Origin of the sequence: Microbacterium testaceum (genome assembly GCF_020781835.1) — a bacterium.
In the GTDB taxonomy this organism is placed as follows: domain Bacteria; phylum Actinomycetota; class Actinomycetes; order Actinomycetales; family Microbacteriaceae; genus Microbacterium; species Microbacterium testaceum_H.
Map to the genome: position 1 here is coordinate 1 of NZ_JAJGNJ010000017.1, position 24794 is coordinate 24794.

At 67.4% G+C, this 24794-nt stretch carries 33 protein-coding genes; 12 read left to right on the forward strand and 21 right to left on the reverse strand.

Annotated features, from left to right (window positions below; all coding sequences use genetic code 11):
- Positions 1–570: 570 nt before the first annotated feature.
- The 3 genes from LL239_RS16735 to LL239_RS16745 all read right to left on the reverse strand — a co-directional run bounded on the left by LL239_RS16735 (position 571) and on the right by LL239_RS16745 (position 4316).
- Entirely contained in the window at positions 571–1287 is a 717-nt protein-coding gene (locus LL239_RS16735; RefSeq protein ID WP_062633823.1) for a class II aldolase/adducin family protein, read from the reverse strand.
- Positions 1288–1382: 95 nt separating this feature from the next.
- Positions 1383–2570: a thiamine pyrophosphate-dependent enzyme gene (locus LL239_RS16740; RefSeq protein WP_139833214.1), complete on the reverse strand. Its 1188-nt coding sequence runs from the start codon at positions 2568–2570 to the stop codon at positions 1383–1385.
- Positions 2571–2861: 291 nt separating this feature from the next.
- Positions 2862–4316 carry an aldehyde dehydrogenase family protein gene (locus LL239_RS16745; protein ID WP_062633835.1) on the reverse strand — a complete coding sequence of 485 codons (1455 nt, stop codon included), beginning with the start codon at positions 4314–4316 and terminating at the stop codon, positions 2862–2864.
- Positions 4317–4581: 265 nt separating this feature from the next.
- Between LL239_RS16745 and LL239_RS16750 the strand changes: the two genes are divergently transcribed.
- From LL239_RS16750 to LL239_RS16775, 6 genes are read left to right on the forward strand one after another with little or no spacing between them, the layout of a single operon-like run.
- Positions 4582–6024, forward strand: coding sequence for a Rieske 2Fe-2S domain-containing protein (locus LL239_RS16750; RefSeq protein WP_228164524.1), 1443 nt, complete (start codon positions 4582–4584; stop codon positions 6022–6024).
- Positions 6021–6611, forward strand: coding sequence for a 3-phenylpropionate/cinnamic acid dioxygenase subunit beta (locus LL239_RS16755; protein ID WP_062633826.1), 591 nt, complete (start codon positions 6021–6023; stop codon positions 6609–6611). The genes LL239_RS16750 and LL239_RS16755 overlap by 4 nt, the downstream gene beginning before the upstream one ends.
- A complete protein-coding gene (locus LL239_RS16760; protein ID WP_085603657.1) occupies positions 6608–6952 on the forward strand; it encodes a hypothetical protein in 345 nt (114 codons plus the stop codon). Before LL239_RS16755 ends, LL239_RS16760 begins: the two co-directional genes overlap by 4 nt.
- Positions 6933–7127: a ferredoxin gene (locus LL239_RS16765; RefSeq protein ID WP_062633830.1), complete on the forward strand. Its 195-nt coding sequence runs from the start codon at positions 6933–6935 to the stop codon at positions 7125–7127. Before LL239_RS16760 ends, LL239_RS16765 begins: the two co-directional genes overlap by 20 nt.
- Positions 7128–7137: 10 nt before the next feature.
- Entirely contained in the window at positions 7138–8376 is a 1239-nt protein-coding gene (locus LL239_RS16770) for an NAD(P)/FAD-dependent oxidoreductase (RefSeq protein WP_062633832.1), read from the forward strand.
- Complete coding sequence (locus LL239_RS16775) at positions 8373–9212, forward strand: aldo/keto reductase (RefSeq protein ID WP_005050739.1); 840 nt, start codon at positions 8373–8375, stop codon at positions 9210–9212. The genes LL239_RS16770 and LL239_RS16775 overlap by 4 nt, the downstream gene beginning before the upstream one ends.
- A gap of 99 nt (positions 9213–9311) precedes the next feature.
- Here LL239_RS16775 and LL239_RS16780 read toward each other — a convergent pair whose 3' ends face one another.
- Positions 9312–10094 (reverse strand): IclR family transcriptional regulator, encoded by a 783-nt coding sequence (locus LL239_RS16780; RefSeq protein WP_039712028.1) that lies wholly within the window; start codon positions 10092–10094, stop codon positions 9312–9314.
- Positions 10095–10274: 180 nt separating this feature from the next.
- Positions 10275–10640 (reverse strand): hypothetical protein, encoded by a 366-nt coding sequence (locus tag LL239_RS16785; RefSeq protein ID WP_062633834.1) that lies wholly within the window; start codon positions 10638–10640, stop codon positions 10275–10277.
- Between the two features lie 351 nt (positions 10641–10991).
- On the opposite strand from LL239_RS16785, the gene LL239_RS16790 reads away from it, so the two are divergent.
- On the forward strand, positions 10992–11546 hold the full coding sequence (locus LL239_RS16790; protein ID WP_005050743.1) for a hypothetical protein: 555 nt from the start codon (positions 10992–10994) through the stop codon (positions 11544–11546).
- Here LL239_RS16790 and LL239_RS16795 read toward each other — a convergent pair.
- Entirely contained in the window at positions 11467–11874 is a 408-nt protein-coding gene (locus LL239_RS16795; RefSeq protein ID WP_005050745.1) for an AMP-binding enzyme, read from the reverse strand. The two genes, LL239_RS16790 and LL239_RS16795, sit on opposite strands and share 80 nt — an antisense overlap.
- Positions 11875–12033: 159 nt before the next feature.
- On the reverse strand, positions 12034–12258 hold the full coding sequence (locus LL239_RS16800; RefSeq protein WP_039712023.1) for a hypothetical protein: 225 nt from the start codon (positions 12256–12258) through the stop codon (positions 12034–12036).
- Here LL239_RS16800 and LL239_RS16805 point away from each other — a divergent pair.
- A complete protein-coding gene (locus LL239_RS16805) occupies positions 12245–13330 on the forward strand; it encodes an SAM-dependent methyltransferase (RefSeq protein ID WP_039712022.1) in 1086 nt (361 codons plus the stop codon). The genes LL239_RS16800 and LL239_RS16805 overlap by 14 nt on opposite strands.
- A 268-nt stretch (positions 13331–13598) precedes the next feature.
- Here LL239_RS16805 and LL239_RS16810 read toward each other — a convergent pair whose 3' ends face one another.
- The 5 genes from LL239_RS16810 to LL239_RS16830 all read right to left on the reverse strand — a co-directional run bounded on the left by LL239_RS16810 (position 13599) and on the right by LL239_RS16830 (position 17247).
- Positions 13599–14024 (reverse strand): hypothetical protein, encoded by a 426-nt coding sequence (locus LL239_RS16810; protein ID WP_005050749.1) that lies wholly within the window; start codon positions 14022–14024, stop codon positions 13599–13601.
- Between the two features lie 35 nt (positions 14025–14059).
- Positions 14060–14461, reverse strand: coding sequence for a hypothetical protein (locus tag LL239_RS16815; RefSeq protein ID WP_005050751.1), 402 nt, complete (start codon positions 14459–14461; stop codon positions 14060–14062).
- Positions 14458–15282 (reverse strand): hypothetical protein, encoded by an 825-nt coding sequence (locus tag LL239_RS16820; RefSeq protein ID WP_047801722.1) that lies wholly within the window; start codon positions 15280–15282, stop codon positions 14458–14460. The genes LL239_RS16815 and LL239_RS16820 overlap by 4 nt, the downstream gene beginning before the upstream one ends.
- Positions 15282–16910 (reverse strand): hypothetical protein, encoded by a 1629-nt coding sequence (locus LL239_RS16825; protein WP_005050756.1) that lies wholly within the window; start codon positions 16908–16910, stop codon positions 15282–15284. Before LL239_RS16825 ends, LL239_RS16820 begins: the two co-directional genes overlap by 1 nt.
- Positions 16911–17010: 100 nt before the next feature.
- Positions 17011–17247, reverse strand: a complete 237-nt coding sequence (locus LL239_RS16830; protein ID WP_043340519.1) for a hypothetical protein — start codon at positions 17245–17247, stop codon at positions 17011–17013.
- A 93-nt stretch (positions 17248–17340) separates the two neighbouring features.
- Here LL239_RS16830 and LL239_RS16835 point away from each other — a divergent pair, with 93 nt between their 5' ends.
- A complete protein-coding gene (locus tag LL239_RS16835) occupies positions 17341–17874 on the forward strand; it encodes a helix-turn-helix transcriptional regulator (protein WP_005050761.1) in 534 nt (177 codons plus the stop codon).
- Positions 17875–17879: 5 nt separating this feature from the next.
- On the opposite strand, the gene LL239_RS16840 is transcribed toward LL239_RS16835, so the two are convergent.
- From LL239_RS16840 to LL239_RS16860, 5 genes are read right to left on the reverse strand one after another with little or no spacing between them, the layout of a single operon-like run.
- The gene (locus LL239_RS16840; protein WP_005050763.1) at positions 17880–18632 is read right to left on the reverse strand and encodes an HNH endonuclease family protein; all 753 of its coding nucleotides are present in this window, start codon (positions 18630–18632) and stop codon (positions 17880–17882) included.
- Positions 18629–19105 carry a hypothetical protein gene (locus tag LL239_RS16845; RefSeq protein ID WP_005050765.1) on the reverse strand — a complete coding sequence of 159 codons (477 nt, stop codon included), beginning with the start codon at positions 19103–19105 and terminating at the stop codon, positions 18629–18631. The genes LL239_RS16840 and LL239_RS16845 overlap by 4 nt, the downstream gene beginning before the upstream one ends.
- Complete coding sequence (locus tag LL239_RS16850; RefSeq protein ID WP_005050767.1) at positions 19105–19407, reverse strand: hypothetical protein; 303 nt, start codon at positions 19405–19407, stop codon at positions 19105–19107. The genes LL239_RS16845 and LL239_RS16850 overlap by 1 nt, the downstream gene beginning before the upstream one ends.
- Positions 19400–19651: a hypothetical protein gene (locus LL239_RS16855; protein ID WP_005050769.1), complete on the reverse strand. Its 252-nt coding sequence runs from the start codon at positions 19649–19651 to the stop codon at positions 19400–19402. The genes LL239_RS16850 and LL239_RS16855 overlap by 8 nt, the downstream gene beginning before the upstream one ends.
- Positions 19651–20535: a hypothetical protein gene (locus LL239_RS16860; protein ID WP_005050771.1), complete on the reverse strand. Its 885-nt coding sequence runs from the start codon at positions 20533–20535 to the stop codon at positions 19651–19653. The genes LL239_RS16855 and LL239_RS16860 overlap by 1 nt, the downstream gene beginning before the upstream one ends.
- A 152-nt stretch (positions 20536–20687) precedes the next feature.
- Here LL239_RS16860 and LL239_RS16865 point away from each other — a divergent pair, with 152 nt between their 5' ends.
- Together LL239_RS16865 and LL239_RS16870 are read left to right on the forward strand one after the other, a co-directional pair.
- Positions 20688–21347, forward strand: coding sequence for a type IV toxin-antitoxin system AbiEi family antitoxin domain-containing protein (locus LL239_RS16865; protein ID WP_005050774.1), 660 nt, complete (start codon positions 20688–20690; stop codon positions 21345–21347).
- Positions 21340–22398: a nucleotidyl transferase AbiEii/AbiGii toxin family protein gene (locus tag LL239_RS16870; RefSeq protein WP_005050776.1), complete on the forward strand. Its 1059-nt coding sequence runs from the start codon at positions 21340–21342 to the stop codon at positions 22396–22398. The genes LL239_RS16865 and LL239_RS16870 overlap by 8 nt, the downstream gene beginning before the upstream one ends.
- A 5-nt stretch (positions 22399–22403) precedes the next feature.
- Here LL239_RS16870 and LL239_RS16875 read toward each other — a convergent pair whose 3' ends face one another.
- Positions 22404–22622, reverse strand: a complete 219-nt coding sequence (locus LL239_RS16875; protein WP_082157160.1) for an Lsr2 family DNA-binding protein — start codon at positions 22620–22622, stop codon at positions 22404–22406.
- On the opposite strand from LL239_RS16875, the gene LL239_RS16880 reads away from it, so the two are divergent.
- Positions 22550–22993: an SDR family NAD(P)-dependent oxidoreductase gene (locus tag LL239_RS16880; RefSeq protein WP_082157159.1), complete on the forward strand. Its 444-nt coding sequence runs from the start codon at positions 22550–22552 to the stop codon at positions 22991–22993. The genes LL239_RS16875 and LL239_RS16880 overlap by 73 nt on opposite strands.
- A gap of 85 nt (positions 22994–23078) precedes the next feature.
- Here the strand turns inward: LL239_RS16880 and LL239_RS16885 are convergent, their stop codons facing one another.
- The 3 genes from LL239_RS16885 to LL239_RS16895 are packed head-to-tail and all read right to left on the reverse strand — an operon-like array spanning position 23079 to position 24490.
- Positions 23079–23471: an SDR family oxidoreductase gene (locus tag LL239_RS16885; RefSeq protein WP_005050794.1), complete on the reverse strand. Its 393-nt coding sequence runs from the start codon at positions 23469–23471 to the stop codon at positions 23079–23081.
- Positions 23472–23522: 51 nt separating this feature from the next.
- The gene (locus tag LL239_RS16890) at positions 23523–24188 is read right to left on the reverse strand and encodes an N-carbamoylsarcosine amidohydrolase (RefSeq protein ID WP_005050795.1); all 666 of its coding nucleotides are present in this window, start codon (positions 24186–24188) and stop codon (positions 23523–23525) included.
- Positions 24185–24490: a hypothetical protein gene (locus LL239_RS16895; protein ID WP_005050797.1), complete on the reverse strand. Its 306-nt coding sequence runs from the start codon at positions 24488–24490 to the stop codon at positions 24185–24187. The genes LL239_RS16890 and LL239_RS16895 overlap by 4 nt, the downstream gene beginning before the upstream one ends.
- Between the last annotated feature and the right edge of the window lie 304 nt (positions 24491–24794).

A 24794-nucleotide genomic window follows, 5' to 3' on the forward strand; every position in this document is an offset into this window, starting at 1 on the left:
GATCACCGCCGCCTAAACTAACGACAGCTGATCATCGCAACGAAGCGAAAGACCACCACTCAAACGGACGCGGCCCTACCGGGAGTCGAAGGTCCGAGTCTCGGAACGGCACCGGCGCCAGGTTGTCGTCGAGATCACGTTCGCTTCCCCCCATGACCTCATCCGGTGGGAGGACAGTAAGGAGCGGCAGGCGCACCTGCAACAGGCCGTGCCGCTCACGATCGGGCAGGCCCGTCCACTGACTCCGGACGCCCTCACCGGTGCAATCCCGACGGCCGGTCCCGCGCGCCCGCGGTGGTGGACGGCGCGATAACGCTGCACCCGAGCGCCCCGCCGAGACGATCCGGCGGGGCGCTCCCGTGTCCACCCCCCGGCCCGTCAAATGTCCGACCCCCCCTACTACTGTTGTGTGTGTCAGATACACAACATGGCGCGAGCCGTTAGGCGCGGGCGGCGTGTGCCGGCATGCCGGACCGCCCCACCAGGGGCGAACGGCCGGCTTCGCCGACGCGATGACGCGCCGGCCGCGAGCGGGCGGATTTGCTCAGCGCGCCTGGAGGAGGCGCGCTTTCAGACGCTCTCCCCGCGCCTGGCGTTGGCTCTCCAGATCTCCCAGGCCCTCGTGAGCTGCCCGTTGTTGGATTCCGCGGCCGCGGCGCCCTCTTCTGCGGTGAGGGCGGTGTAGCCGCCGAGCTGACCGGCCGTCACCTGTGCTCGGGCGTTGAGGTCCGCGTAGACCGCGCGGGCGACCGCCTGCGGGATCGAGTCGCCCACGGCGACGAATCCGTGTCCTCGCATGAGTGCGACCGCCGCGCCCCCGAGGGTCGCAGCAAGGTCCGCGCCGAGCGAACCGCTGCGGATCAGCAGGTCGCTGGAGGACCCGACGCTGTCACGGATCTCGAAGACCGGGACCGCTTCGCCGAGGAAGCCCGCCATGTGCCACACCGCCTGCAGAGGCGTCCTGGAGATGCTGAAGGGCACCATCGACGCGGAGTGGCTGTGGACAACGGCCTGGACATCGGCGCGTGCCCGGTAGATCTCGCCGTGGATGAATCGTTCGAGATAGCTCGGTCTGTCGTCCGCGGTCGTCCCGTCCAATCCGATCACCTGAATGTCGTCGGGCGTGACGAGGCCGGGGGCCAGGTTTCTGGAGATGAGGAACCTGCTCGGGTCGTCGGGGTCACGGACGCTCACGTGGCCGAAAGCATCGAGGATGCCGTGGCGGACGAGAATGCGATTCGCATCGACGAGATCCTCTCGAACCCCTAGTCGATCACCAGTTGACATCCTTCATCGCTCCCTACTGCAGACGTACGTGTCGCTGTCAGCCCGAACACGCGGCTCACTCACCGTATACGGCGCTGTCACTCCTGCTCGACATCTCACGCGAACGCCTGCCCGAAGACCCGGACATCGCCCATCGCAGACGCGACCTGGATCAGCGTCGGCCCATCCTCGGCGAACGCGGCGGCGAACGCGCTCTCGAGCTCCTCCGGGTTGGACGCCCGCCAAGACTTCAGTCCCAGGCTTCGGGCGTACGATGCGTGGTCGATCGGGGGCCGGAAGGTCCAGCGCATCGCATCCTCTGCGCCGGGCTCTCCGAGCGAGCTGCCCATCGCTCCCGTCACGGTCGCGACGTCCCGCCAGCCCCCGTTGTCGAGGACGAGGTAGACGACCGGAACGTCGTACGCGGCAGCGGTGTGGATCGCTGTGGAGTTGAACATGAACCCGCCATCGCCGAGGACGGCGATCACTCGACGATCGGGACGAGCCATCTGGATGCCGACCGCCGCCGGCGCGCCCCAACCCTGAGCACTCGCCTTCCCCGAGAGGCCGAAATACGTCCACGGTGCGCCATAGTCGACGAGTGTGTCGATGAAGCCCTCCGCGGATCCGCACTGGTTGACGACGATCGTCTCGGAGCCGCCGAGGCGATGGATGAGGTCCGCGATGTGGGCCGCCGATACCGCGCCATCAGCCTCGCCGAGCAGGCGCGACCGCAAGGCTTCGCGGCCCGCTTCCCAGCGCTCTCTGAGCCCTCGCACCCGCCCGCCCGAGCTCACGGGTACCGCTCCGCCTTCAGCGAGGCGATCGGCGACCGCATCGAGCAGGCGCCCGGGGTGGCTGAGGATGCCGACCTGACCTGCGTACTGCCGGCGCAGAGCGAGCGGGTCCACGGTGACCTGCACCACGAGGCTGTCACCGAAATCCGGCAGGGGCATCGCCAGCCCCTCGGTGAGCTCGGCGCCGAGGAGGACGACGACGTCTGCGCCCTCCAGTGCAGGGCTCGATGCGGTCAGCTTGCCGACGTACCTCGGATTGGTGTTCGGGAAGGCGAGGTCGGCGCCCTTGATCTCCCCGAGCACGGACGCGTCCACCAGGTCGGAGAGCCTTTCCAGCGCGGCAATCGCACCGTACCGCGCGACCTCTGTCCCCACCACGATGACCGGACTGGCCGCCGTCCTGAGAATCTGGGCGAGACGCTCTACCGCATCCGGATCGAGCGCCTCATGCAGATACTCGGTCACCGGTCCCGGGGTGAACTCGATCTCCTCTTCCAGAAAGTCCATCGGAATGCCGAGGTGCACCGGACCGTAGGGAGGGGTGGAAGCGATCTGGAACGCTCGCTCGAGGAACTCCGGAAGCCGCTCCGCCCGGGGGATCTCAGCCGACCACTTCGTGTACTGCTGTGTCGCCTCTGTGATGGCCCGGGGAACGTTTTCGGCGCCCAGGCATCCCTGCAGGCGGCCTTCGCCTCGACGGGGTTTGCCCGAGGCTGACGGGAACAGCGCCTCCCAGCACCGCCGGCATGGATCGCGCCGCGCTTGCTGCGACGACGTACAGCGCGCAGCGCTGCCCCCCTACGAGAGCAGAACGGTCACGGTCTTCGTCTCGGTGTACGAGATCAGTTCGTCGAGGGACTCCTCGCGGCCGATCCCCGAAGCCTTCACCCCTCCGAACGGCAGTCCCCAGAAGTGCCGGCTGCCACTGTTGACGAGGATGTAGCCGGCCTCGATCTGCCGGGCGACGACGTGGGCGCGCGTGACGTCGCGCGTCCAGATGCTCGAGGTGAGCCCGTACTGGACGCCGTTGGCGATCCGTACGGCCTCCTCGTCGGCGTCGAAGGTGGTGACGGAGAGGACGGGGCCGAAGATCTCGTTCTGCTCGACGAACGACCCGGGGCTGACACCGGTGAGCAGCGTCGGCTCGACGAACCACCCCTCATCGAGGCCGGCGGGACGGCCGCCGCCCGTCGCCACGGTGGCACCCGCCTTCCTGCCTTCGGCGATGGCGCTGATGGACTTCTGGAACTGTGCCTCCGACACGAGCGGGCCCATGTCCACGGACGGGTCCAGCGGGTCTCCCACCCGGATCGCGGCCATGCGCTCGGCGACCCGGCCGATCACTTCGTCGGCCACCGAGGAGTGCACGAGCAGGCGGCTCGTCGAGCCGCAGCTCTGTCCGGCGACCCACGTGAAGTTCATACCCGCGACGGCACCGGCCGCAGCCGCCTCCAAATCGGCGTCGGCGAAGACGATCTGAGCGTTCTTTCCGCCCAGTTCGAGCGACACGTGCTTGACTCCGGTCTCGGCTGCATCCCGCTGGATCGATTGCCCCGTCGCGGTGGACCCGATGAAACCGATCCGGCGGACCTCGGGATGACGCACCAGCGCGCGTCCGGTCACCGCGCCGCGACCGCTGACGGTGATCAACAGATTGTCCGGGAGGATCCCGACCGCGAGCTCGGCCAGGCGCAACGAAGACAGCGGCGTCTGGTCCGGGGCCTTGAGGACCACGGCGTTGCCGGCGACGAGGGGCGCGGCGACCTTCGCCGCCGCGAAGAAGAAGGGATGGTTGAACGCACCGATACGCGCGACCACTCCGTAGGGCACCTGCATGGTGTAGTGGAGGTTCGTGCTCACCGGAATCGTCCGGCCACCGAGGTCGAGCGCCATGTCGGCGAAGATCTCCATGAGTTCCGCCGCCGCGTCCACATCGCCCCTCATCATCGAGAGGGTGAACCCGCCGTCCAGTGCGTCGAGAGTGGCGAGCTCCTCACGGTGCTCTCGGATCGTCGCAGCGAGTTGCCGGATCACGGCGGCCCGGGCTCGGGGCGGCATCGCGCCCCAGGCCGGCTGCGCAGCCTGCGCCGCCGCCACCGCGCGCCCGACCTCCTCCTCGGAGAGGTCGGGGGCGGAGGTCAGGGGACGCCCGGTCGTGGGGTTCTCGACCTCGTAGCGCGCGGCACTGGCCCACGGCTTGCCATCGAGAGTGACGGTCCATTCCCGGTCTGCGACATCGGTCGACGGGCTCATCATTGACTCCTCGTTTCCAGCAGAAGCGGTTTCTGTGTTCCAGAGGAGCATGCCCACCCTCTGGGACGGGAGGATGGTCCTCGCAGCCGCGACGCATCGCCTCCTCCTCCGAGCGCGGCCGCGAAGGCCTTCCTCGGGCCCACTTGACGTAAGGCGCGCGTGTGTGGCAGAATCAATTTCTGCACATCAGAAACTATGCCTCGGCCCGCTTCGACGTGCGACGTCGGAGCGGTGTCGAAGCATTACACTACGGATAGGCGCGACGATGAGCACTTCCAGCATGACGATCTACGACGAGATCCGTCGCGGAATGATACCGGCGTACATCTACAACGACGCGGAGATCTTCGCGCGCGAACGAAAGAACCTTTTCAGCCGCGCCTGGCTGTTCGTGGGCCACGAGTCCGAGATTCCTCAGGCCGGCGACTACGTCGTCCGGCGAATACTCGACGACTCGTTCATCATCGTCCGCGACGAGAAGGGTGAGATCCGCGCCCACTTCAACATGTGCCTGCATCGCGGCATGCAGGTCTGCCGGGCCGAGATGGGGAACGCCTCGCACTTCCGCTGCCCGTACCACGGGTGGTCCTACCGCAACGACGGACGCATCGTCGGACTCCCCTTCCACGAGGAGGCCTACGGCGGCGAGGCCGGGTTCAGCCGAAAGGGCGCACGGCTCCTGCCGGCGCCGAACCTCGGTATGTACAACGGCCTGATCTTCATCAGCATGGACCCGGATGCGCCGAGCCTCGAGGACTACATCGGCGACTTCAAGTTCTATCTCGACTACTACACCCGGCAGAGCCCCAGCGGCATCGAGCTCCGGGGCCCGCAGCGGTGGCGCGTCAAGGCGAACTGGAAGATCGGCGCCGAGAACTTCGCCGGCGACATGTACCACACGCCCCAGACGCACACCTCGGTCGTCGAGATCGGGCTGTTCCGCGAGCCGAAGGCCGAGAAGCGCAAGGACGGCAACACATACTGGGCCGGCAACGGAGGCGGCACGACCTACAAGCTCCCGCCGGGCACGCTCGAGGAGCGGCTGCGGTACGTCGGCTACCCGGACGAGATGGTCGAGCGGATGAAGGCGACCTGGTCTCAGGAGCAGCTCGATGTCATCGGCCGCGACGGGTTCATGATCTCCGCGGCCTCGCTCTTCCCGAACATGTCCTTCGTCCACAACTGGCCCAAGGTCGAGGAGGGTTCGGACGAGGACGTGCTCCCGTTCATCTCCATCCGGACGTGGCTTCCGATCAGCGAGGACGAGACCGAGGTGTACTCCTGGTTCGCGGTCGACGCTGAGGCTCCGGAGGAGTTCAAGGCACTGTCGTACAAGGCCTACCTGATGTGCTTCGGGTCGACGGGCATGTTCGAGCAGGACGACGTGGAGAACTGGGTCTCGCTCACGAACACGGCGAAGGGATCAATGGCGCGGCGCCTGCTCCTGAACAGCCGCATGGGCATCCTCAAGGATGGATCGCCGGTCGTCGAGCCGCTCGGCCCCGACCAGTTCGCCGGCCCCGGCGTCGCGCACGTGGGCTACGGCGAGTACAACCAGCGCCATCTGCTCCACCGCTGGGCGGACTACCTGGAGTCGGAGTACGAGGGCGTCGACTTCCGTGCCCTGTCGATCGGCGGCGAGCCGCCACTGGATGTCGAGCCCCGACCTGCGGGCATCACGAACAATGGTCAGAAGGTGGTCCGATGATCGAGGAGACCGGCAAGGCAGTTTCCGAAGTCTCCCGGCTTCGCAAGTCGTCAACCCTCGCCGACCGGGTGGGCTCGTCCCTGCCCTTCACGAGCGAGCTGCACGCCACGATCCATCGCTGGCTCGTCGAAGAGGCCTACACTCTCGACCAGCAGCGGTATGAGAGCTGGCTGGACATGCTGACGGAAGACATCCACTACGTCATGCCCGTCCGCGTGACCACCGCACTCGGCACGCCCTTCAGCACGTCCCCCGGGATGGCGCACTGGGACGAGAACAAGTACTCGCTCAGCCGGCGCGTCGCACGGTTCCTTACCGAGCATGCCTGGACCGAGGACCCTCCGTCCCGGCTGCGTCACTTCGTGACCAACGTGCGGGTGTTCGAGACCGACGTGCCCGGCGAGGTGCTCGCCGACTCCGCGATGCTGCTGTTCCGCAGCCGAGGAGACGTGAACGAGCCGTCGATCATCTCCGCCCACCGGGAGGATGTGTTCCGTGACGTCGGAGGCGAGTACAAGCTCGCGCGCCGCGTCATCCTCGTCGACGAGTCGGTGCTGCGCACCCAGAACCTGGCGATCTTCCTGTGACCCTGGAGTGGGAAGGCGCCGACGTCGATCGGGCCGCCGCGATCGCCGCCGCCGAGGAGCGCGCACGTTTGGTCGCGCGCACCGTCGGCGAGCCGCTCACGATCGCCAACGAGTTCTCTGAGATCACGGTGAGCCGGGTCGAGACCCGCAACGGGACGCGTCTGCTCATCGACTCTCCGAAATCCGGACAATGGATCGCACTCGACCCGCTCGAGCTGGAGGCGCTCACCTGGCAGACCGTCCAGACGTTCTCAGCGATGATCGGGTCGCCGTACGCGCCCGTGTTCCCCGACCCCGACCCATCATCAACGAGGAATGACCATGGCCACGGTGAAGGCTGACCTCTCCCTCTGCCAGGGCTACGCGAACTGCGTCGTGGCCGCGGGAGACTACTTCGACATCGACGACGACGGCAAGGTCGTGCTCTTGCAGCTCGAGGTGCCGGACGCGGAGCGCACTCGCGTCGAGGAAGCCGCCCGAAGCTGCCCGGTCTCGGCGCTGTCTGTCGAGGGTTGAGCCGATTCGCATGTCTCACGTCGTCGTCGTCGGTGCTTCCGTCGCCGGAGTCAAGCTCGTACAGAATCTTCGTTCGGAGGGGTTCACCGGCGCGATCACGCTGGTGGACCAGGAGAGCCATCCCCTCTACGACCGTCCCCCGCTGTCGAAGAAGTACCTCAGCGGCGCCGCATCCGACCCGGAGATCGCGCTGACGACGGCGGAAGCGCTCGAAGGCCTGCGGGTCGAGACCCGTTTCGGCGTCGCCGCGACCGAGCTGGATCCTGCCGGCAAGACGCTGACGCTCGCCGACGGCAGCGAGCTGACCTACGACATCCTCGTCATCGCGACGGGTGCCCGAGCTCGCCGAACCCCGTGGGCTTCCACTCCCGGCGTCCACGTGCTGCGTACCCGCGCCGATGCCGACGAGCTGCGCAAGGAGCTCGTTCCGGGCCGCCACCTCGCGGTGGTCGGCGCCGGATTCATCGGCGCCGAGGCGGCCGCCACAGCGCTTGCGGCCGGTGTCAAGGTCACCATCATCGAACCGATCGGTGCTCCGATGGGCCGGGCGATGAATATGGAAGTGGGCGGTATCTTCGCGGAGAAGTACCGCAGGGAGGGTGCTGAGCTACGCTTCGGCGTCTCCGTCGAGAACGTCGAGCGCACGGGTGACCGCGTCCAGGTCACGCTCACCGATGGCGCGACGCTGGATGTCGACGCTGTCCTGCTCGGTATCGGAGCGGTCGTCAACACGGAGTGGCTCGAGTCGTCGGGCCTCGCGCTGGATAACGGTGTCGTCTGCGAAGGCACGCTTGCCGCCGTCGGCGTCTCCCACGTGTATGCGATCGGCGACGTGGCACGATTCATGAACCGACGGCATCCCGACCCGATCCGGTTGGAGCACTGGACGAGCGCGACGGATCAGGCGCTGATTGTCGCGCATAACATCGCTCACCCGGATGACCTGCGCAGCTACGACCCGACGGAGTATGTGTGGAGCGACCAGTACGACTGGAAGATCCAGATCGTCGGGCATACCGGATCTGATCACTGGACGATGGTGGGCGACCCTGCGCAGGACCGCTTCGCCGTCGTGTACGGCGAGAGCCAAGGGCAGGCCGAAGGTGCCGTCATCGTGAACTGGCCGCGTGCCCTCGTCGACGCCCGCCGCTCGGTCGCCTCGCGAGCGAAGGCGGACGAGCTGATACATCGGCTGCGCGCCCTCCTCGAGCCCTCGAGCACGGCTCCGGCGAAGGCGGCCGCCCGATGAGAGCTGACGACACCACCCTCCCCCTCCTGCACGGTCACCGCATCCCGCGAATCGGGGTGGGCACGTGGCCACTCACGGGAGACGAGTGCGCAACGATGGTCGAGAAGGCGGTCGGCTACGGTTACCGCCTGTTCGATACGGCGTACAAGTACGCGAATGAGGAGGCCGTCGGTGCCGGTCTGCGTGCATCGGGCATCCCTCGTGACGAGGTCTTCATCACGAGCAAGTTCAACAAGGAGGACCACAGCGTCGAGGGAGTGCAGCGCGCGTACGACCGATCGCTGAAGACCCTTCGCGTCGACTACCTCGATCTGTTCCTGATCCATTGGCCGGTTCCGGCCCTCGACCGATACGTCGAAGCGTGGAAGGGTCTGGTGAGACTGCTCGAAGAGGGACGAGTGAAGGCGATCGGCGTCTCCAACTTCAAGTCTCACCACCTTCAGCGCGTCGTCGACGCGACCGGTGTCGTCCCCGACGTCGATCAGATCCAGCTCAGCGTCGACATCGCCCGTGTCGAACAGCGCAGCTTCCAGCGCGCTCACGGCATCCTGACCGAGGCGTGGAGCCCGCTCGGACGCGGAGGAGCCCTGCTGTCCGATCCCGCGGTGACCGCGATCGCGTCGAAGTATGACAAGTCGCCCGCACAGGTCCTACTGCGCTGGCACATCGAGGAAGGGATCGTTCCCGTCCCGCGCGCCGGCGATGAGAAGCATCTCGCGCAGAACATCGACGTCTTCGATTTCACGCTCAGCTCGGAGGATATGGCGACGCTGAGTGGGCTGGATCAAGGCGAAGAAGCCGCCCGCGACCCGGACGATCCGGCCAACGGGCACTGAGGCCCACGGCGGCGGGTCGGTCGCTCCCGCAGCCACGCTCATCAGCGGCGTGTTCGCGTGCGCAGCGCATCCATGGGCGCTACGACGACCCGGGCCGGTTCACCCCAACAGTTCGGCGAGGCGGATCGCGGCGTCCTGCAGTGACCGCGCTAGGGACTTGACCTTGCCCGGCGGTAACCGCTGCACGGGCGCGGAGGCGTTGATCGCCAGTCGCAGTCCCGACGAGACGTGGACCGGGACCGCGACGCTCGCCACGCCGTCCTCGCTTTCCTGCCGATTCACGGCATAACCGTCCAGTCGTGTCCGAACCAGTTCGGCGACGAGTTCGTCTCGGGAACGTATGGAGTTCGGTGTGACGATCTCGAGCTGCTCGTCCGGGTACAGCCGGAAGAGCTGCTCGTCGCTCAGCTCGGCAAGCAGCGCCTTGCCGGTCGAGGTGCAATGCGCCGGCAGGGTCTTGCCCAGTCTCGAAACCACGCGCACGGCCACATCGGGCTCGGCAACGGCGAGGAATCGGACATGGTTGCCCTCGAGCGTGCCCAGGTGGCAGGTCTCACCGAGGGCGGCGCTGAGGTCCTCGAGGATCGGCTGCGCCAGTCTCGGGACATCCATCCTGCGCAGCACCGAGAAGGCCACCGTCGTCAGCGCCGGGCCAGGGCCGTAAGCCTTGGTCACCGGGTTCTGCCGCACGAAGCCGCGCCATGCCAGCATCGCGAGAAGTCGGTGCGCGGTCGAGGTCGCCACCCCGAGGAGGGCACCGGCGTCCGTGAGCCGCAGCTCGTGCTCCTCACCCAGCAGCAGGATCAGCTTCAGCGCGTTGTCGACCGACTCGATCGGATACTGGGGTGGATCGCCCGGCGACCCGAGCTGTCGATTCTGCACGGCAGAAAGCTTACTTGCAACGTGGGCGCGCTCCTCCTGCACCGCGCGCTCCGATGCCGACCCGACAGGCGGGAGGATCGTCTCCGCGGTGCCACTGCAGCCCGTGCCACCCCACGCCGCCCGCGTGGCTCCCTGTGACGGCCCCGACGGCCCAGGCGCTCTACGGTCGGAGCAGGACCTTCAGGCTGCTGGACGCGTCGCGGGACTGCTCGAAGGCGGCGGCGGCATCGTCGAAGGCGAACTCGTGGGTCGCCAGCGGCGACAGATCGATCCCCTGGGCGTCGGACGCCTGACGATCGACTCGAGGACGGCCTCGTACTCGCGATGAGCGATGGCGAACGACTGCGGGTGCCACAACTGATAGATGTGTAAGCAGCGTTCCGGGTAGGAGTCCACTACCCGCCCCAACGGGATGTCTGCACGCGCGACGCAGCAGCGGAGGAACGCGTGGTGCGCCACCAGCCAGGCGCCCATGTCACCGACTGCCAGCGCCGCATCCATTAGCGTCCCGTACTCGCGCGAAGCGCCGATCTCGGAGCGCAGCATCCGTCCACCGTCCGGCGCGCGCCTAAGGACTCCAGCTGAAGCCGGACACCGTAGAGCTGGTCGACCTCTTCTACGTCCGGGTGATACACCGTCGCTCGGCGATGGTATCGGCCTCGTTTGAGCCTTTCTTCCCGCAGCAAGCGAAACGCCTCGTGCAAATGACCTCCCCGTCGATCCAGGTCTTTCAACTTTCCATCCTGCGTGAGGCGGCAGTGGCGGTGACACTCCACTGCTCGGAAGAGCACTATTTCGCGCTATTGATCCGGACCCCGATGGTCGGAAGCTGTTCAGTGCCGCGTCATCGGCGCAATACGCTGGGAGACGGGGCTTCCTCTGCCCCGGGAGGACACCATGCAACCAGATAACCTCACGGTCACGGCTCGGGTGGCGCGCACAGCCGTCCCCGGGCGGCTGGACGATCTCACCGAGTGGGCGCATGGTTTCACCGGCCGGGCCCAGTCGTTCCCCGGCTACCGGGAGTCGAAGGTCCGAGTCTCGGAACGGCACCGGCGCCAGGTTGTCGTCGAGATCACGTTCGCTTCCCCCCATGACCTCATCCGGTGGGAGGACAGTAAGGAGCGGCAGGCGCACCTGCAACAGGCCGTGCCGCTCACGATCGGGCAGGCCCGTCCACTGACTCCGGACGCCCTCACCGGTGCAATCCCGACGGCCGGTCCCGCGCGCCCGCGGTGGTGGACGGCGATTTTAGTGTGGATCGCGCTGGTACCGCCTGCCATGTTCAACGCCTACTTCATCGCTCCGCTCCTGACCGGCCTGCCGCCGTACCTCCAGATCCTATGTACGACGCCACTGACCGTCGCGTGCGTCATCTGGGTGATGTTGCCTCTATTGCACGCGCTCGAGGAGAGCATCCGCCACTGGCTCGCGTGGCGGCGCGGGCGCTGAGCGTCTGCCCCATTAGGCGCTGTCGCGGCGGGCAAAGCCCTCTCCGCTCCCTCTTGTCAATCTTGCCTACCTTGGTGAGGGGCATGTCGTCGACGGCGATCAGCCGCTCGGGGTGCTTATGCTTAGCCACCCCGGCGGACTCCATGGCGGCGCGGATCCGTTCGAGCCCGAGCGGGCCGCCCTCCTTGAGACTCACGTAGACGCATACCCGCTCGCTGAACACGGGGTCGAGCATCGCGACGGCGGCCGCTAGATCGAAGCTGTCATAGCGGTAGACGAGGTCCTCCACCTCTTCGCACGAAATCTTCTCGCTGCCTCGGTTGATCATGTCGAGATGTAGCCATCCTCGGTGAAGGACCGCGCGTTCGTCTCAGGTGCGCGGTAGCATCCGCGCGGGGTGTAGCGGATCGGTTTCCTGCTCGAGCATAGATCGACGGCTCATCAGATGCCTCCAGAGTTCTTTTCGTCGGTTATGTCGGTGTGGTGATCAGCGGCGGCGCTGGCGCTTGCCGCCCCAGAACGCGCGGACTGCCATGGTGATCGCTTCGTCTTTGGTGAGGCGATCACCACGGGCCGCGGCTTCGTCGCGTGCCTGGTTGATGTACTCGAAGACGTCCGGAGGTAGTCGGAAGGTCGCGGGGTGTTTTTCGATGCGCTGGACATTGTACGGGCCGCGCTTCTTGCCGGTGCGGGGCGACGTGTCACACCCCAATCAGGGCGGCTTCGACGTCGTCATCGGCAACCCACCCTACGTCAACCGGCGCGAGCTCAGCTACCGCATCACCGGCTTCGAGACAGACAACGTCGACGACATCTACGCCTCCTGCTGCGAGCGCTCGGCGCAGATCACGCGCCCGGATGGCCGGCTCAGCCTGATCGTTCCCATCCGCAGCCAGTTCGCCGATCGCGACGAGTCACTGCGGAAGTTCTACGAGCGGCGGTTCGATGCGATCTGGGTGAGCACCTTCCAGGAACGCCCGGCTGCCCTGTTCCAGGTGAAGGTGCGCAGCACGATCATCACCGCCGCCGGGTATGGCAGCGTCTCCGAGCTGCACACGACGCTCACCCACAGCTGGATCGAGGCGTTCCGTCCGCATCTGATGGCGACACTGCGGTATTCGCTTCGGCCCGCCGGCTCGCGGACCCCGAACTGGATGCGCGCCAGCAGCGACGCGATGTTCGAGCTGATCGACACGCTGCTTGCGAAGGGCACGATCTCCTCGACGCCGCTTGTCCGTGTGAGCGACTACTCCGTCGGTTTCAAGAAGACCGCCACGTACTTCCTGAGCACGTACACGGTGCCGCCGGTCACCTACGACAAGACCACGCACGCCACGGTGCCCCTCAACGAGGGGAAGCTGTTCGTTCAGAACCGGAAGGACCAGCTCGCGGCCAGCGCGATCGCGGCGTCGCGGCTGGCGTTCCTGTGGTGGACGTTCACGGGCGACTGCTTCAACGTCACCAAGGGCACGATGTCGCAGATCCCATTCTCCCCGCACGCTTACGGGCAGGACACGTTCGATGCTCTGGTGGAGCTCGGCGAGAGGATCGAGGAGGCGCTGCCGGCCGTGCGCTCCTGGGATCTCAACTCCGGGAAGTACGTGGGCGGGTACGCGATCCCCGAACTGCGTCATCTCACCGGTCAGGCCGACGAGATCATGCTGGAGGCGATCGGCCGCATCGATCTGCTGCCGGAGATCCAGTACGCCCACGCCCGGATGTACAAGAGCACCGGGATTTCCGCGACGACACTGCGAAAGTTGCCGTTCGAGGTCGAGGTGTGACGCGCGACATCCGCACGGGTCCTTTGCCCTCGAGCGACTGCGATCGTTCGTCCGGGTCAGGATCCTCTGAGTGATGGATATGACAGGTAGGCGCTACCGGATGAGTTGACCCATCTCCCAGTCGCCGAGAGGGATCGTCCGACAAGTTCTGTCAGCGGTCCAAGCGGGACGGTGGCGGTCAGGTTGATCATCGCCGCACAGCATAGAACGCGTTCTCGAACTCGATGGGCGGGACGACACACCGACAGCGGTGGGGTGCCTACCCTTCTCAGGCGGAGTCACGGAGCGAGGTGACAAGCTCCGCGGGGAGGGCAAAGACCTTCTCGAGCAACGGGAGAAGGTCCCGGACTGCCTCGAGGTGCTGCTCTTCGGTCAGATCGTCGATCGCCGGAGGCTCGTCGCCAGTCCAGCCGATCGCTTCCGCCACGATCGTCAGGGACCAGGAGTCCCACCTGAGCCGCCCCTCGGATCGCAGCTGCTCCCGGAACTGACCGAGCACGCCCACGGGCTGAAACGCATTGCGATCGCGCGCGAGCTCGTCGCGAACGTACAACATCGCCGTTTCGAAACCGAGCAGGAACGTGTGCACTCGCTCGAACGTGACGGGCTGCCCGATATACATTCCGGATCGCTTCACGAATGCCTCGGCGATCGAGTAGACCGGCAACTCGGCCGGCCCGTTAGTTTCACTCATCTCGACTTCCCTGCCAGCAGCTCAGGAGACGGTCATTACCCGCGGCGCCGTTTGCGGCCCCAGTAGGCGCGAAGCGCAACGGTGACGATCTCGTCCTTGGTGAGGCGGTCGCCGCGGCTGGCTGCATCCTGCTTGGCCCAGTCCATCAGTTCAAGCGCGTCGTCGGGGAGACGGATCGAGACGGGCTTCTTCTGGACGTAGACGACGTTGTAGGGCCCCCGCTTCTTCTTCGCCGGCGGTGGCGTCTCCGCCTCGGCCGACTCAGGAGGCGTCGCGCTCGCCGCTGCCGGCTTCTGGCTTGCGCGAGGTGCGCGTGCGGGTGCTTCGGACGTCGCTGCCTGGTCGACGTCGCTGGTGACTTCCTCAGCGGGGGGCGCGGCCTTGCGTGCGCGGGGCTTCGCTGCAGCTGTGGGCTTCTTCGGGGCGGCCATGGTCACTGACCACCTCCTCGGTTTCCACGGCGGCGAGCGCGGCGCTCCTCGATGCGCCGCTTCTCTTCCATGCTGATGAGCTCCGCCGGCGACAGCGAGCGGGGGCGGCGAGTGCGGCCGCGCTCGGCCTGCCTCTGGTACTCGGTCGTCTTGGCCGTGCTGACGACGTTGAGGGTGACGCCGGTGATGGTGTCGCGGCTGGTGTCGAGGTTCACGTATCGGTTCTTCGACTCTTCGCGGAACCAGCCGAGGGCGTCGCCGCCGTTCTCGTGGATGCGCTTGAGCATCGTCGAGGCGTTGTACGAGTTGACCTCCATCACGCGGCCGTTGGAGAAGGTCAGGTGGGCGGTGATCTGCTTCTGCTTGTCGTGGGACTGGCCCTTGGCGGCGTTGCGGACCTGCTTGATCAGTTCGGCGTTCGCCTGCTCGCGGCCCTTCGCGGTGCGGCCCTTGGGGATGCGCATCTCGATGTACCGGTCGCCCCCGGTGGCGTATGCCACGTCGACGCGCAGCCGACCACCCTGGCGACCCTCAACGTAGGTGCCGCTGAGGTCTTCGGGGATGACGGGCTTGGCGCCGGCCTTGCCTCGCACGGGGGCGATCGAGCCGTCCTTGCGCCGGCGCCGCGGCGGGACGTGGGTGAGGCGTCCGGTGTCAGCGAGCTCCTGGAGCGCCTGGCGGTAGAGGGCGCCGCTGGTTTCGCCGTTGAGGATCTTGCGGACCATTCGAGGCGAGCGGTGCAGCTCCTCGGCGATCTCGGCCGTGCTGATGCCCTTGCGCCGCAGATCGCGGATGAGGTCTTGGGCGGTGCGCTGCTGGTCAGCCATCAGCCCTTCTCCTCTGCCTGCTCGAGCGCCTTGGCGATGCCGGCCCGCTCGGCACGTGCTTTCAGCGCGTCACGCTGCCGCAGCGTCTCCGGCGTGATGAAGGATCCGTTGAGGTAGCCCTGCAGGCGCAGGCGCCCGGTCTTGCCGTCGTCGCCGCCGCCGATGAACCGGTCCGGCAGGGACCACGCCGGCAGCTTGGTCGTGTAGATCGCATCACCCTGGATGCCGATGAGCGTCGAGGGGTCGACCGTGAGAGCACCGGAGGTGTAGCCGCCGAGGGAGCTGGGGCCGTGGAGGACGCGAGCGCGTGCGCGACCCCAGACCTGGGCGGCGAGCTCCGGGTGGTAGAAGCTTCGGGTGCGGTCGTTCGGGCGCGACGGGATGCGATAGATCCAGAGGTTGCCCTGTCGCAGCATCTTGGCCCTGTACTCGGGCGGGACGTCATCGGGCGACGCGGCGACGCGGGTCTCGTCGCGGCCCGCGGCGGCGAATGCACCGATCGAGTGCAGCATGATGTTCCGCAGCGCGGCGAGCACAGCGCGGCGCAGGTCCGGGTGCATCTCGTCCTGCAGCTGGACTCGCTCGCGGGCGCGCGTCATGCGCTCGGTGAAGGTGTCTAGAGGCTTGGCCTTGCGGAACACCACGGCCTCGTGAGGGCGGATCTCCCACCCGTGCTTGAGGGCGACGTGGATCTCGCTGCCGTCGGCCCAGGTGTCGTGCACCGCTCCGGGCCGGTTCGGATAGAACCAGCCTTCGCGAACGTCCAGGTGCTTCACACCGAGCAGGCCAACGTGGTTCCAGCCCTGAGGGACGCGGAACCGCACGTGGAAGCGGGCGCGCGCGTAGGGGTCTTGCTCGAGCAGCTCGTACGCGGCGGCCTGGTTCAGCCGGATCGCGGGGCCGATACCGAGCTCGCGCCCGACGCCGGCGAACATGAACCGGCCGTCGACGTAGGCGAACTCGCTGATCTTCTTCGTCTTGGCCGGGTCGATCAGCGGGACGCAGTCCTCGTGCTTGGCGAACGACTCCCCCGCGACCAGGTGGTCGTAGTGGTGCAGGCCCGAGGTGAAGTGGATCTCCTGGGCGATGTCGTCTTCGACCGGCACGGGGTTGATGTTCTTCGGCAGCGACAGCGCCCACAGGTTCGTTCCGGTGGCGGCAGGGCTGTTGAACAGGCGCGCGTTCTCGTCGGCGTGGCGAATGATCGACGCGGTGACGTTCCAGGCCAGACGAGCCTGGGCAGGGGTCAGCGGCCCGTCGCCGAACCACTCCTCCGCGGTGCGGACTTCGATCTTGAAGCCGGTGACCGCGTGCTCGAACCGACCGGTGGGCGGGCCGTTGTTGACCCAGTGGGCTCCGGGCTTCCAGTTCGGGGTCTGGACGTACAGCCAGTGCCGCACGCCAGGCGCAGGCTCGGGGCGCTTCCCGGTCAGCATGATGCGGTTAGCGCCGTACGAGGCAGCCGTGTCGAGCAGGTCCGTCAGGTTGGGGTTCTTGCGGCGCTCGCCGATGACGGGGCGAACGGGCGTGCCGGCGTCGGTGACGCCTTGCCCGGTGGTCTGGTCGACCCAGATCGTGGGCACGTCCTTCGGCGTCCACGGCTTGGGTCGGTAGTTCAGCTCGTCCATCTCACCCCCTCATTCGTCAGGTTATATTAGTCAAGAGTGCTTGAAAATTGCAATCAGATTTCGCAGTCGACGGGCGCTCCATGAAGGTCTGGCGGGGTCGCTAGGACGCGAGGCGGCCGCCGTAAGAGCGCCCGCGTCCGTGGTAGGACTTCTGCGCCTTCCGCAGCCCTTCCTCGGTCATCCCCAGCAGGAGGGCGATCTCTCGCTGGGTCAGCTCGGCCGCGCGCGCCTCGTCGACGACTTTGCCGCGGCGTTCGCGCAGCTCGTCCGCTTGCGCGAGCTGCTGGCCGATGCGACGGAGCTCCTCACGGATGGCGTCCGCGTCCTTGTTAGCCATGCGCCCCAGCATCCCCAACCAAGTTGGGTCTGGTTGCCGCGGCGCGCCGTAACCGCGAAAGTGGTTATATTCATCCAGCTGAGAGGAGCGCTGATGACCGGACGGCACCTCACCACGGCGGACGTCGCCGAGAAGCTCGGCGTGTCCGTCGTCGCGGTCTACAAGATGCGCTCCATCAGCAACAAGCTGCGCAGAGCCGGCCAGGAGGGTCCTCTGCTCCCCGAGCCGGTTGCCATAGAAGGCAACTCCCCGCTCTACGACGAGGCCGCGATCGACGCATTCGCGCAGGAGCGCGCGCGCAGGGCGCCCTCGCAGCGCGGCCGCCGGCCGCGACTGATGCCGGGACTGGCGCGCGATGCGGCTTTCGCGGAGCGGTTGCGGGCGGCGATCGCGGACGGGGCGGGGGCGCCCGAGGTTCCCACGCAGGCGGCTCTGATCGACCTGCTCGGCTTGAACGTCGTCACGTTCGGTGAGCGGATGCGAGGGCGCACCCGCTGGACCGACGCCGAGCTCGAGGTGATCAGGCGCACCCTCGGTGTCGACACGACGGATGCGAACGAGGTCGTAGACCGCGCTCGCGCGGCCAAGCGTCAGGCGCGCGCGGCGAGATCCCACGCGGGTTCGTAGCGGCTTCACGACATGCTCCCGCTCTCGTCGCTGGCTTGCTGGGCAGCGCAGGTTGAGAGCGTGTCCACGAGCGCACCGCGGTCGGCTTCGTCGACCGCGAGGTGCCAGGTGTCGACGATCTCCGTGTAGCGGGCGACGTAGGTGCACACGTAGTCGGCGTTCGATGGCAGCCACAGGGCTGGCCCGTGGTCGTTCTTGGCCGCATTCGTGTTGCCATCGACGGCGACGATGTTGTCGAACGAGTTGGCGAACTGAATGCGCTGCTGCTCGGTCCACGCCCACGCGCCCCCGGCGTGCGCCGCCGAAAGGCTGACGATGTGGTCGATCTGGACGCCGGAGCTTCCCGGGGCTCCAGGGGCGGCGATCCGGTCGTGCTCGAACTCAATGCGTGTGCCCGTGTACGGATCGGGGTCGAGCACGCCGGAGAGCACCGTGCAACCGTCACGGACGACGTCCTGCAGCTGGACGGCGAGGAGATCGTCTCGCTGATCGCAGCCGTTTCCCTCGATGTCGATCCAGCGCTCGCCGAACGTGGCGCGGCGATACTCGGGAATCTCCTCGGTGGGATCGATCAGCGGCAGCTCCTGCGCGACTGCGGCGAGCGCGGTGTAGTCGTAGGTCGGGTCCGGGGCGGGTGCCTGCGGGCGCGTCCATGTGTCGATCCAGGAGGTGATGCCCAGCTGGTGGGCGCCGAAGCCGAGCGCGAGAGCTGCGACCGCGGCGAGGGCTGTGCTGGCGCGGCGGGTGCGTCGGTTCATCTGCGCTCCTTTGCCTGTGCGGTGTCGGCTTGGTCGAGCAGCAGTATGGTTCGGGCGATCTGGGTGCGTGCCTCGTCGATGACCTCGAGGGTTTCGTCGTCGGCGTCGAGCTCTGAGAGTGCGTGGCTCTGGCGGCGGAGCTGGTCGCCGAGGTGGAACATGCCGGCACTGAGGAGGACCTCGGCGAGCGCGGCCGCGCGGGCGCCTTGGTGGTCGGCGCTGACGGCGAGGTCGTCGATGATCTCGATGAGGGTTGCGCGGGATCCCATCGTTGGGTCTTCTCCTGGAGTGAGCTCGCGGAGCGCTTCACGGTTGAGCAGCGTCTGGAAGAGCCTGTGCATCCGTTGGGTGAGGGGGCGGCCGTCGCGGCGGGTGCAGTTGAGCGCGAACTCGCGGAAGCTCCATCGGACGGTGACGGGTGTGCCGGTCTGGATGGTCATGGCTTCCTGGAGGCGCACGGCGATGTCGGTCATCAGTGCTCCTCGGTTCGGCCCAGGTGGGGGATCTGCTTGAGGTGGGCGCCGCGGCCGTTGCCGAGCTGGGGGGAGATCGCGCAGCTGGGCAGGTGCAGTCTCGCGTTCGGCCCGTGGCCTGCTGCCGCGTGGGGTGTGGGCTGCCGCGTTGGCCGGGTGTGCCGGGCGCCTCGCTGAGTCAGCGGGAGGGGGTTGAAGCGCAGCGACAGGGCCCAGCGATGGCCGCCGAGCGCGCGGACGACCCGCAGCCACTCTCCCTCTTTGGTGGAGTCGATGGTGAAGGTGTTCGGCTGGTCAGACATCTGCGGCTTCTTTCGGTGCGAAGGGGCTGTTCTTGGCGTCGCGGAGCATCTGCCGGGTGATCGGCTCGGTCTCCTCGAGCGAGGCGAGCGAGAAGTAGTGGCGGCGGGCGCGGGCCGCTTCGGTGCAGGTGAGCAGCTGGCGGTTGCCGTGGTTCGGGCATCCTCCCTTGCTGCGGCATCCGGCCAGGTAGCCGGCGGTGGTGCCGTGCAGGGCGGCTTCGAGGATGTCGAGCGTCTTGCTCATCAGGCGGCCTGCCGGAGTCCGAGGTCGTCACGGTCGCGGTCGATGGTGCGGACGTCGACGCCGAGCAGGTCGCTGAGCTGGGTGAGGCTGAGTCCGCGTTCGGTCCCGCGTCGGGTGGCTTCGAGGCGCTCGTCTCGGGTGAGGCGGACGTTCTGGCCGGCGAGAGCGAGCTCGATCGCGATCTCGTCGAGCAGGGGTTCCTGCCCGGCTGTGGGCGGTGCCGGGTCGGTGTCGATGTCGTCCCAGGCCAGCGGCGGCAGCCAGCCGTGCCGGCGTGCGACCGTGAGTGCGTAGGAGCGGCCGACCCGCTGCGCTCGGGTGTGGGTGGGGGGCTGCTGGTCCCAGAGCTCGTCGTAGAGCGCGGCGATGTCGTCGTGGACACGGATGTCCACGTAGGCGCCTTCGAGTGCCTTGTTGACCTTCCAGCGCGGGTAGCCGAGTCGGCGTGCGATCTCGTGGTGGTTCCATCCGATCGCGGCCAGAGCCTGGAGGCGCCGGCGGGTGCCGCGGCCGTTGACTCGGCCCTGCGCGGCGAGAGTGCTGCTGTCGGGGGTGACTGCGAGGAGTTTGCGGGCGGTGGCGCCGGTGACGAACCGTGCCGTCTCGCTGTTGAGCAGGCGACGGACCGTGGCGCCGCCGACGCCGGCGCTGATGGCGATCCGTTCGGGGATCATCCCGGTGTCGACCAGTGCCTGCAGGTGCTGCCGGATCGGCTCGATGGGTTGGTGCGCGTCCTGGTATCGCCCGTAGGCCAGGAGACGGTAGCGGTCGCGGCGGCGGCGCGCGTTGCCGTCCATGCAGGCGCGGCACCCGCAGAGGTGGACGACGTAGCAGGTGGAGGTCAGCCCGTGCTTGTGGTCCGGCGGGCAGGTGTGGGTCCGCATCTTCTCCTCCTCACAGATGGTTATATTCCCGAATATAACCCGTTCCCGAGGGTTTGGAACCCCCTCACTGCTAAGGGGTGGCCCCAGAGGCTCGAAGTCGACAATCTGAACGAGCTACAACGTTTGTTGCGGTTTCTCGCTACACTGTGCGCATGGCAGGATCAACTTTCGCTCGTCTGGGCGAGCTCGCGTCACAGCGTTGGGGCCTGGTGACCACCGCCCAGGCGCTCGAGGCTGGCGTGGCGCGCCCGACCCTGACGCGCCTCGCCAACAGCGGCGCGCTCATCCGCGTCGCGCGCGGCGTCTACCGCCTCGCCGGCGCGCCAGAGCACGAGCAGGAGGCGATCCTCGCGACCTGGCTCGCCCTCGGCGGCGCCGACCGTCCCCGCACAGACACCGGCGTCCCGCCCGTCGTCGCCGCAGGCCAGACGGCCGCGCAGCTGCATGGCATCGGCGACTGGTTCCCCGGGCCACTCGAGTTCGTCGTTCCCACCCGCCGCGGTACCCGCCTGGACGGGGTGCGGCTCCGCACCCGCGAGCTCGCGCCCACCGAGGTGGTCTCCGTCGACGGGATGCCGACCATGAGCGTCGAGCGCACGATCGCCGACCTGATCGAGCAGTGGGTCGACCGCTCCCTCGTCGCCGATGCGCTCGCCGACGCCGCGGACGCGGGAAAGCTGCTCTCCCCCGCCCGCCTGACCGAGTATCTGGAGCCGCTGGCCAAGCCCAACAAGTACCCCTCGGGTGCCGCGCTCGCGGCTGATCTGCTCGCTCTTGCGGGCGTCGACGCGGTGGTGCCGGCCGATGCCTGAGCCCGACGGCTACAAAGACTGGACGGGGCTTGCGCAGGCGATCAAGGCGGCCGCGACGAAGGCAGCCGGTGACGGCGCGAGCGCGCTGGATGTGAATGCGCAGATCGTGCAGGCACAGCACGATCGTTTCCTCAGCCGGGTCTTTGCGGAGGGGGAAGAGTCCGAGTGGCTGCTCAAGGGCGGCACGGCGATGCTCGCCCGGGTGCCGAAGTCACGGTCGACGAAAGACCTGGATCTGGCCTCGACCGGCGCCGCCGATCTGGATGCCGCGCAGCAGGCGCTCGAGCAGGCAGCCGCGCGTGATCTCGGCGACCATGTGCGGTTCCAGCTCACCCGTGCCCGTGCGACCGGGCGAGGAGAGAACCAGCCGGGTGTCGCGACCCGGCGCCTGGTGTTCACATGTCTGGACGCGAACACCGGCCGGAGGATCTCCGACATCCCCATCGACGTGGTCGTCGGCCCTCCCCCGGTCGGCCGCGTCGAGACGATCGAGCCGTCGACGCGGCTGCAGCTGGGGCGGCCGGTCCCGTCGCACCCCTACCGGCTGTTCCCGATCTCCGATCAGGTCGCGGAGAAGGTCACTGCGACGATGAGCACCTACAACGGCCGCCCCAGCAGCCGCGCGAAAGACCTGGTGGACATCGTCACCATTGCACGCACGCAGCGCGTCGACCTGCGCGAGCTGCAGATGGCCATCGACGCGAAGCGTGCACTGTCAAAGCTCGACTCGTTCACTACGTTCACGGTCCCGGACGGTTGGGACGGTCCCTACCGGGTGCTCGCGGCCGGCACGCCCTCAGCCGGCGGGATCACCGATCTGGGTGAGGCCGTGGCTCTCGCGCGTCAGCTGATCGATCCCGCGCTCGCCGACGCGCCCGTGCAACCGGGGACGGTCTGGGTCCCTGGCTCAGGCTGGACACAGAACCCTCCGCCGCCGGAGCCGGGCGGCAGCGGATCCCCTTCGGGGGAGGTCCACGTGCGCGCGCACGTGCGCTCCGGTTATCCCGTCACGGAGCACTGGCGCGCAGCGCGCGGCTCAGCCCAGGAGTGACCGCGTCAGTGCGCCGCGTCGTACGCCTCGAGGATGGACGCGGGAACCCTGCCGCGATCGCTGACCTGGTGTCCGTTCTGACTGGCCCATTCACGCACCGTGTTGAGATCGGCCCGTCCGCCCCGCGACGTCCTCGCCGGACGCCGGGTGGCTGCGCCGATGCGGCGCGCGCTCTTGGCCCAGGCCTCGAACTCGAGATCGATCTCGAGTTGCTTTCCGTCGATCGCGAAGGTCGCGGGATCGAGCCGCTCGCCAGGTCGCGCACACCACCGCGAAGGGCGGCGTCATCGCGATGACGAAGTCGCTCGCTGCGGAGGGCGCCCGCTACGGCGTCCGCGCGAACTCGATCTCGCCTGGCTTCGTCAGCACCCCGGCGACGGACAAGGCGGTGGATGCGGAGGGCAAGGCCTGGCAGGTCGGCAACGCGCTCATTCAACGCCCCGGCACGGGCGAGGACATCGCGTACATGCCGCTCTACCTGGCCTCCGACGAGTCCTCTTGGGTGACCGGACAGAACTACAGCGTCGACGGCGGCGCGACCGCCGGGTGGCGGAACGACAGCGAGACGGACCGACTGGCCGCGAAGAACGGCTGACACGCGGGTCGCGGCGCGACCGGTGACGGACGTGAGGCACGGTGTCAGCTGACACCGTGCCTCCCGTCCGTCGTGGCCACCTCGTCTAAATCGCGAGGTACCCGCCGTCGACGGCGAACTGCGCGCCGGTCGCGAAGGCGGCCGCGTCGGAACCGAGCCACGCGACCATCTCGGCGATGTCGTGCGGCGTGCCGAGTCGGCCGATCGGGTGCTTCGTCAGCAGCGCGTCCTTGAAGCCGGGGTAGGTCTCCTCCAGCGCGTCTATCATTGGCGTCTGGATCACCCCGGGCAGCACTGCGTTCACGCGGATGCCTTTGTCGGAGTACTCCACCGCGGCGGCTCGGGTGAGGCCGATGACGCCGTGCTTCGACGTGACGTAGGCGGACTGGTGGGCGATGGCGACCTGCCCGAGGGACGAGGCGGTGTTGATGATGGATCCGCCGCCCTGCGCCAGCATCTGCGGGATCTCGGCCTGCACGCCGGTTCAATATTCCGCACAGAGGAAGTTGGCCCCACGGCGTTACTGCAGTCAATCGTTCTGTTGCGCAAGCCCCCGCAGGTAAGCACGTGCGTCGTCGAGGCTGACGACATCGCCGTACTTCGCGTCGATGTCAAAGAGGCTGGCCAGGTGCGGAAGGGCTGCCCGGTCGCCGACTGCCTCTTCGACGACGATGGTGTGGAAGCCGTAGGAGCAGGCGTCAACCGCCGAGGCGCGCACGCACCCACTGGTGGTGCAGCCGACGATGATGATGGTGTCGACACCCCGTGAGATCAAGCGTGCGGCGAGATCAGTTCCGAAGAAGCAGGATGCGTACTTCTTCACCAGGGTCATCTCGTGGGGCAGCTGGCCCAGCCTGCTGTCGACCTCCACCCATTCGCTGCCCTCCACCAACAGGTGGTTGGACGGGATCTTCTTGATCCAGAGCCCCGCCTCCTGCAATTCGGTGTCGTACGCGACCGTCGAGAAGAAGATGGGGATCTCGAGTTCACGGGCGGGGACGAGTAAGGCATTGGTGGCGGCCAGCTGTGACTCCAGTTCGCCTGACAGGGGCGAACGGCTGTCCGTGAATCCGGTGATCAAGTCGACGATCAGCAGCGCCGGCTTCTCGCCGTAGCCGATCCGGCCGCCCAATCCCTTGGCCTTGAACTCGTCGCGCAGCCGTGCGTACTCATCGATCAGCTCCGTATTCGTCACGAATCGGCTCTCCTGTTCCCCGTCGACTGATAGTGCGCCGCGATGGCATCGCTCGTCGTCACCCAGACACCATCGTGAGACGTGATGTGCTCGAGGGCCCGATCAAGGTAGCGGTGGCGGAACGGCTGGCCGACGATGAACGGGTGCAACGGCAGCGACATGACGCGACCCGAGTGCTCGGAGTCTGAATAGAGCTGATCGAACTGGTCGATCACCGCTTCCAGGAACTGCGGGCCGGTATAGCTCTTACTCACGAACATCGTCACATCGTTGAGTTCTATCGTGTAGGGAACGCTGAACATCCCGTCGACGTTCAGCGGATACGGCTGATCGTCGTTCGTCCAGTCCAGGACGTAGTCATACCCCAGCTCCCGAAGGATCCGGCTGCAGCATCGCGGTACCGCCGAAGATGCTCGTGGAGGGCTTGTCGATCTGATAGTGCTCGATGTTCAGCCCGACATAGAACGCCACTCGGGCCCCATTCGGCCACGAAATCGTCGGTCGCTCCGTGATCGGGCTGTAATCGAAGCGGAAAGTGTCAAGGCGGGTGAGACAGATTCCGTCAGGCGGTCTGTATGAGGGCCTCCTGTGAGGGCTGGTTGATCC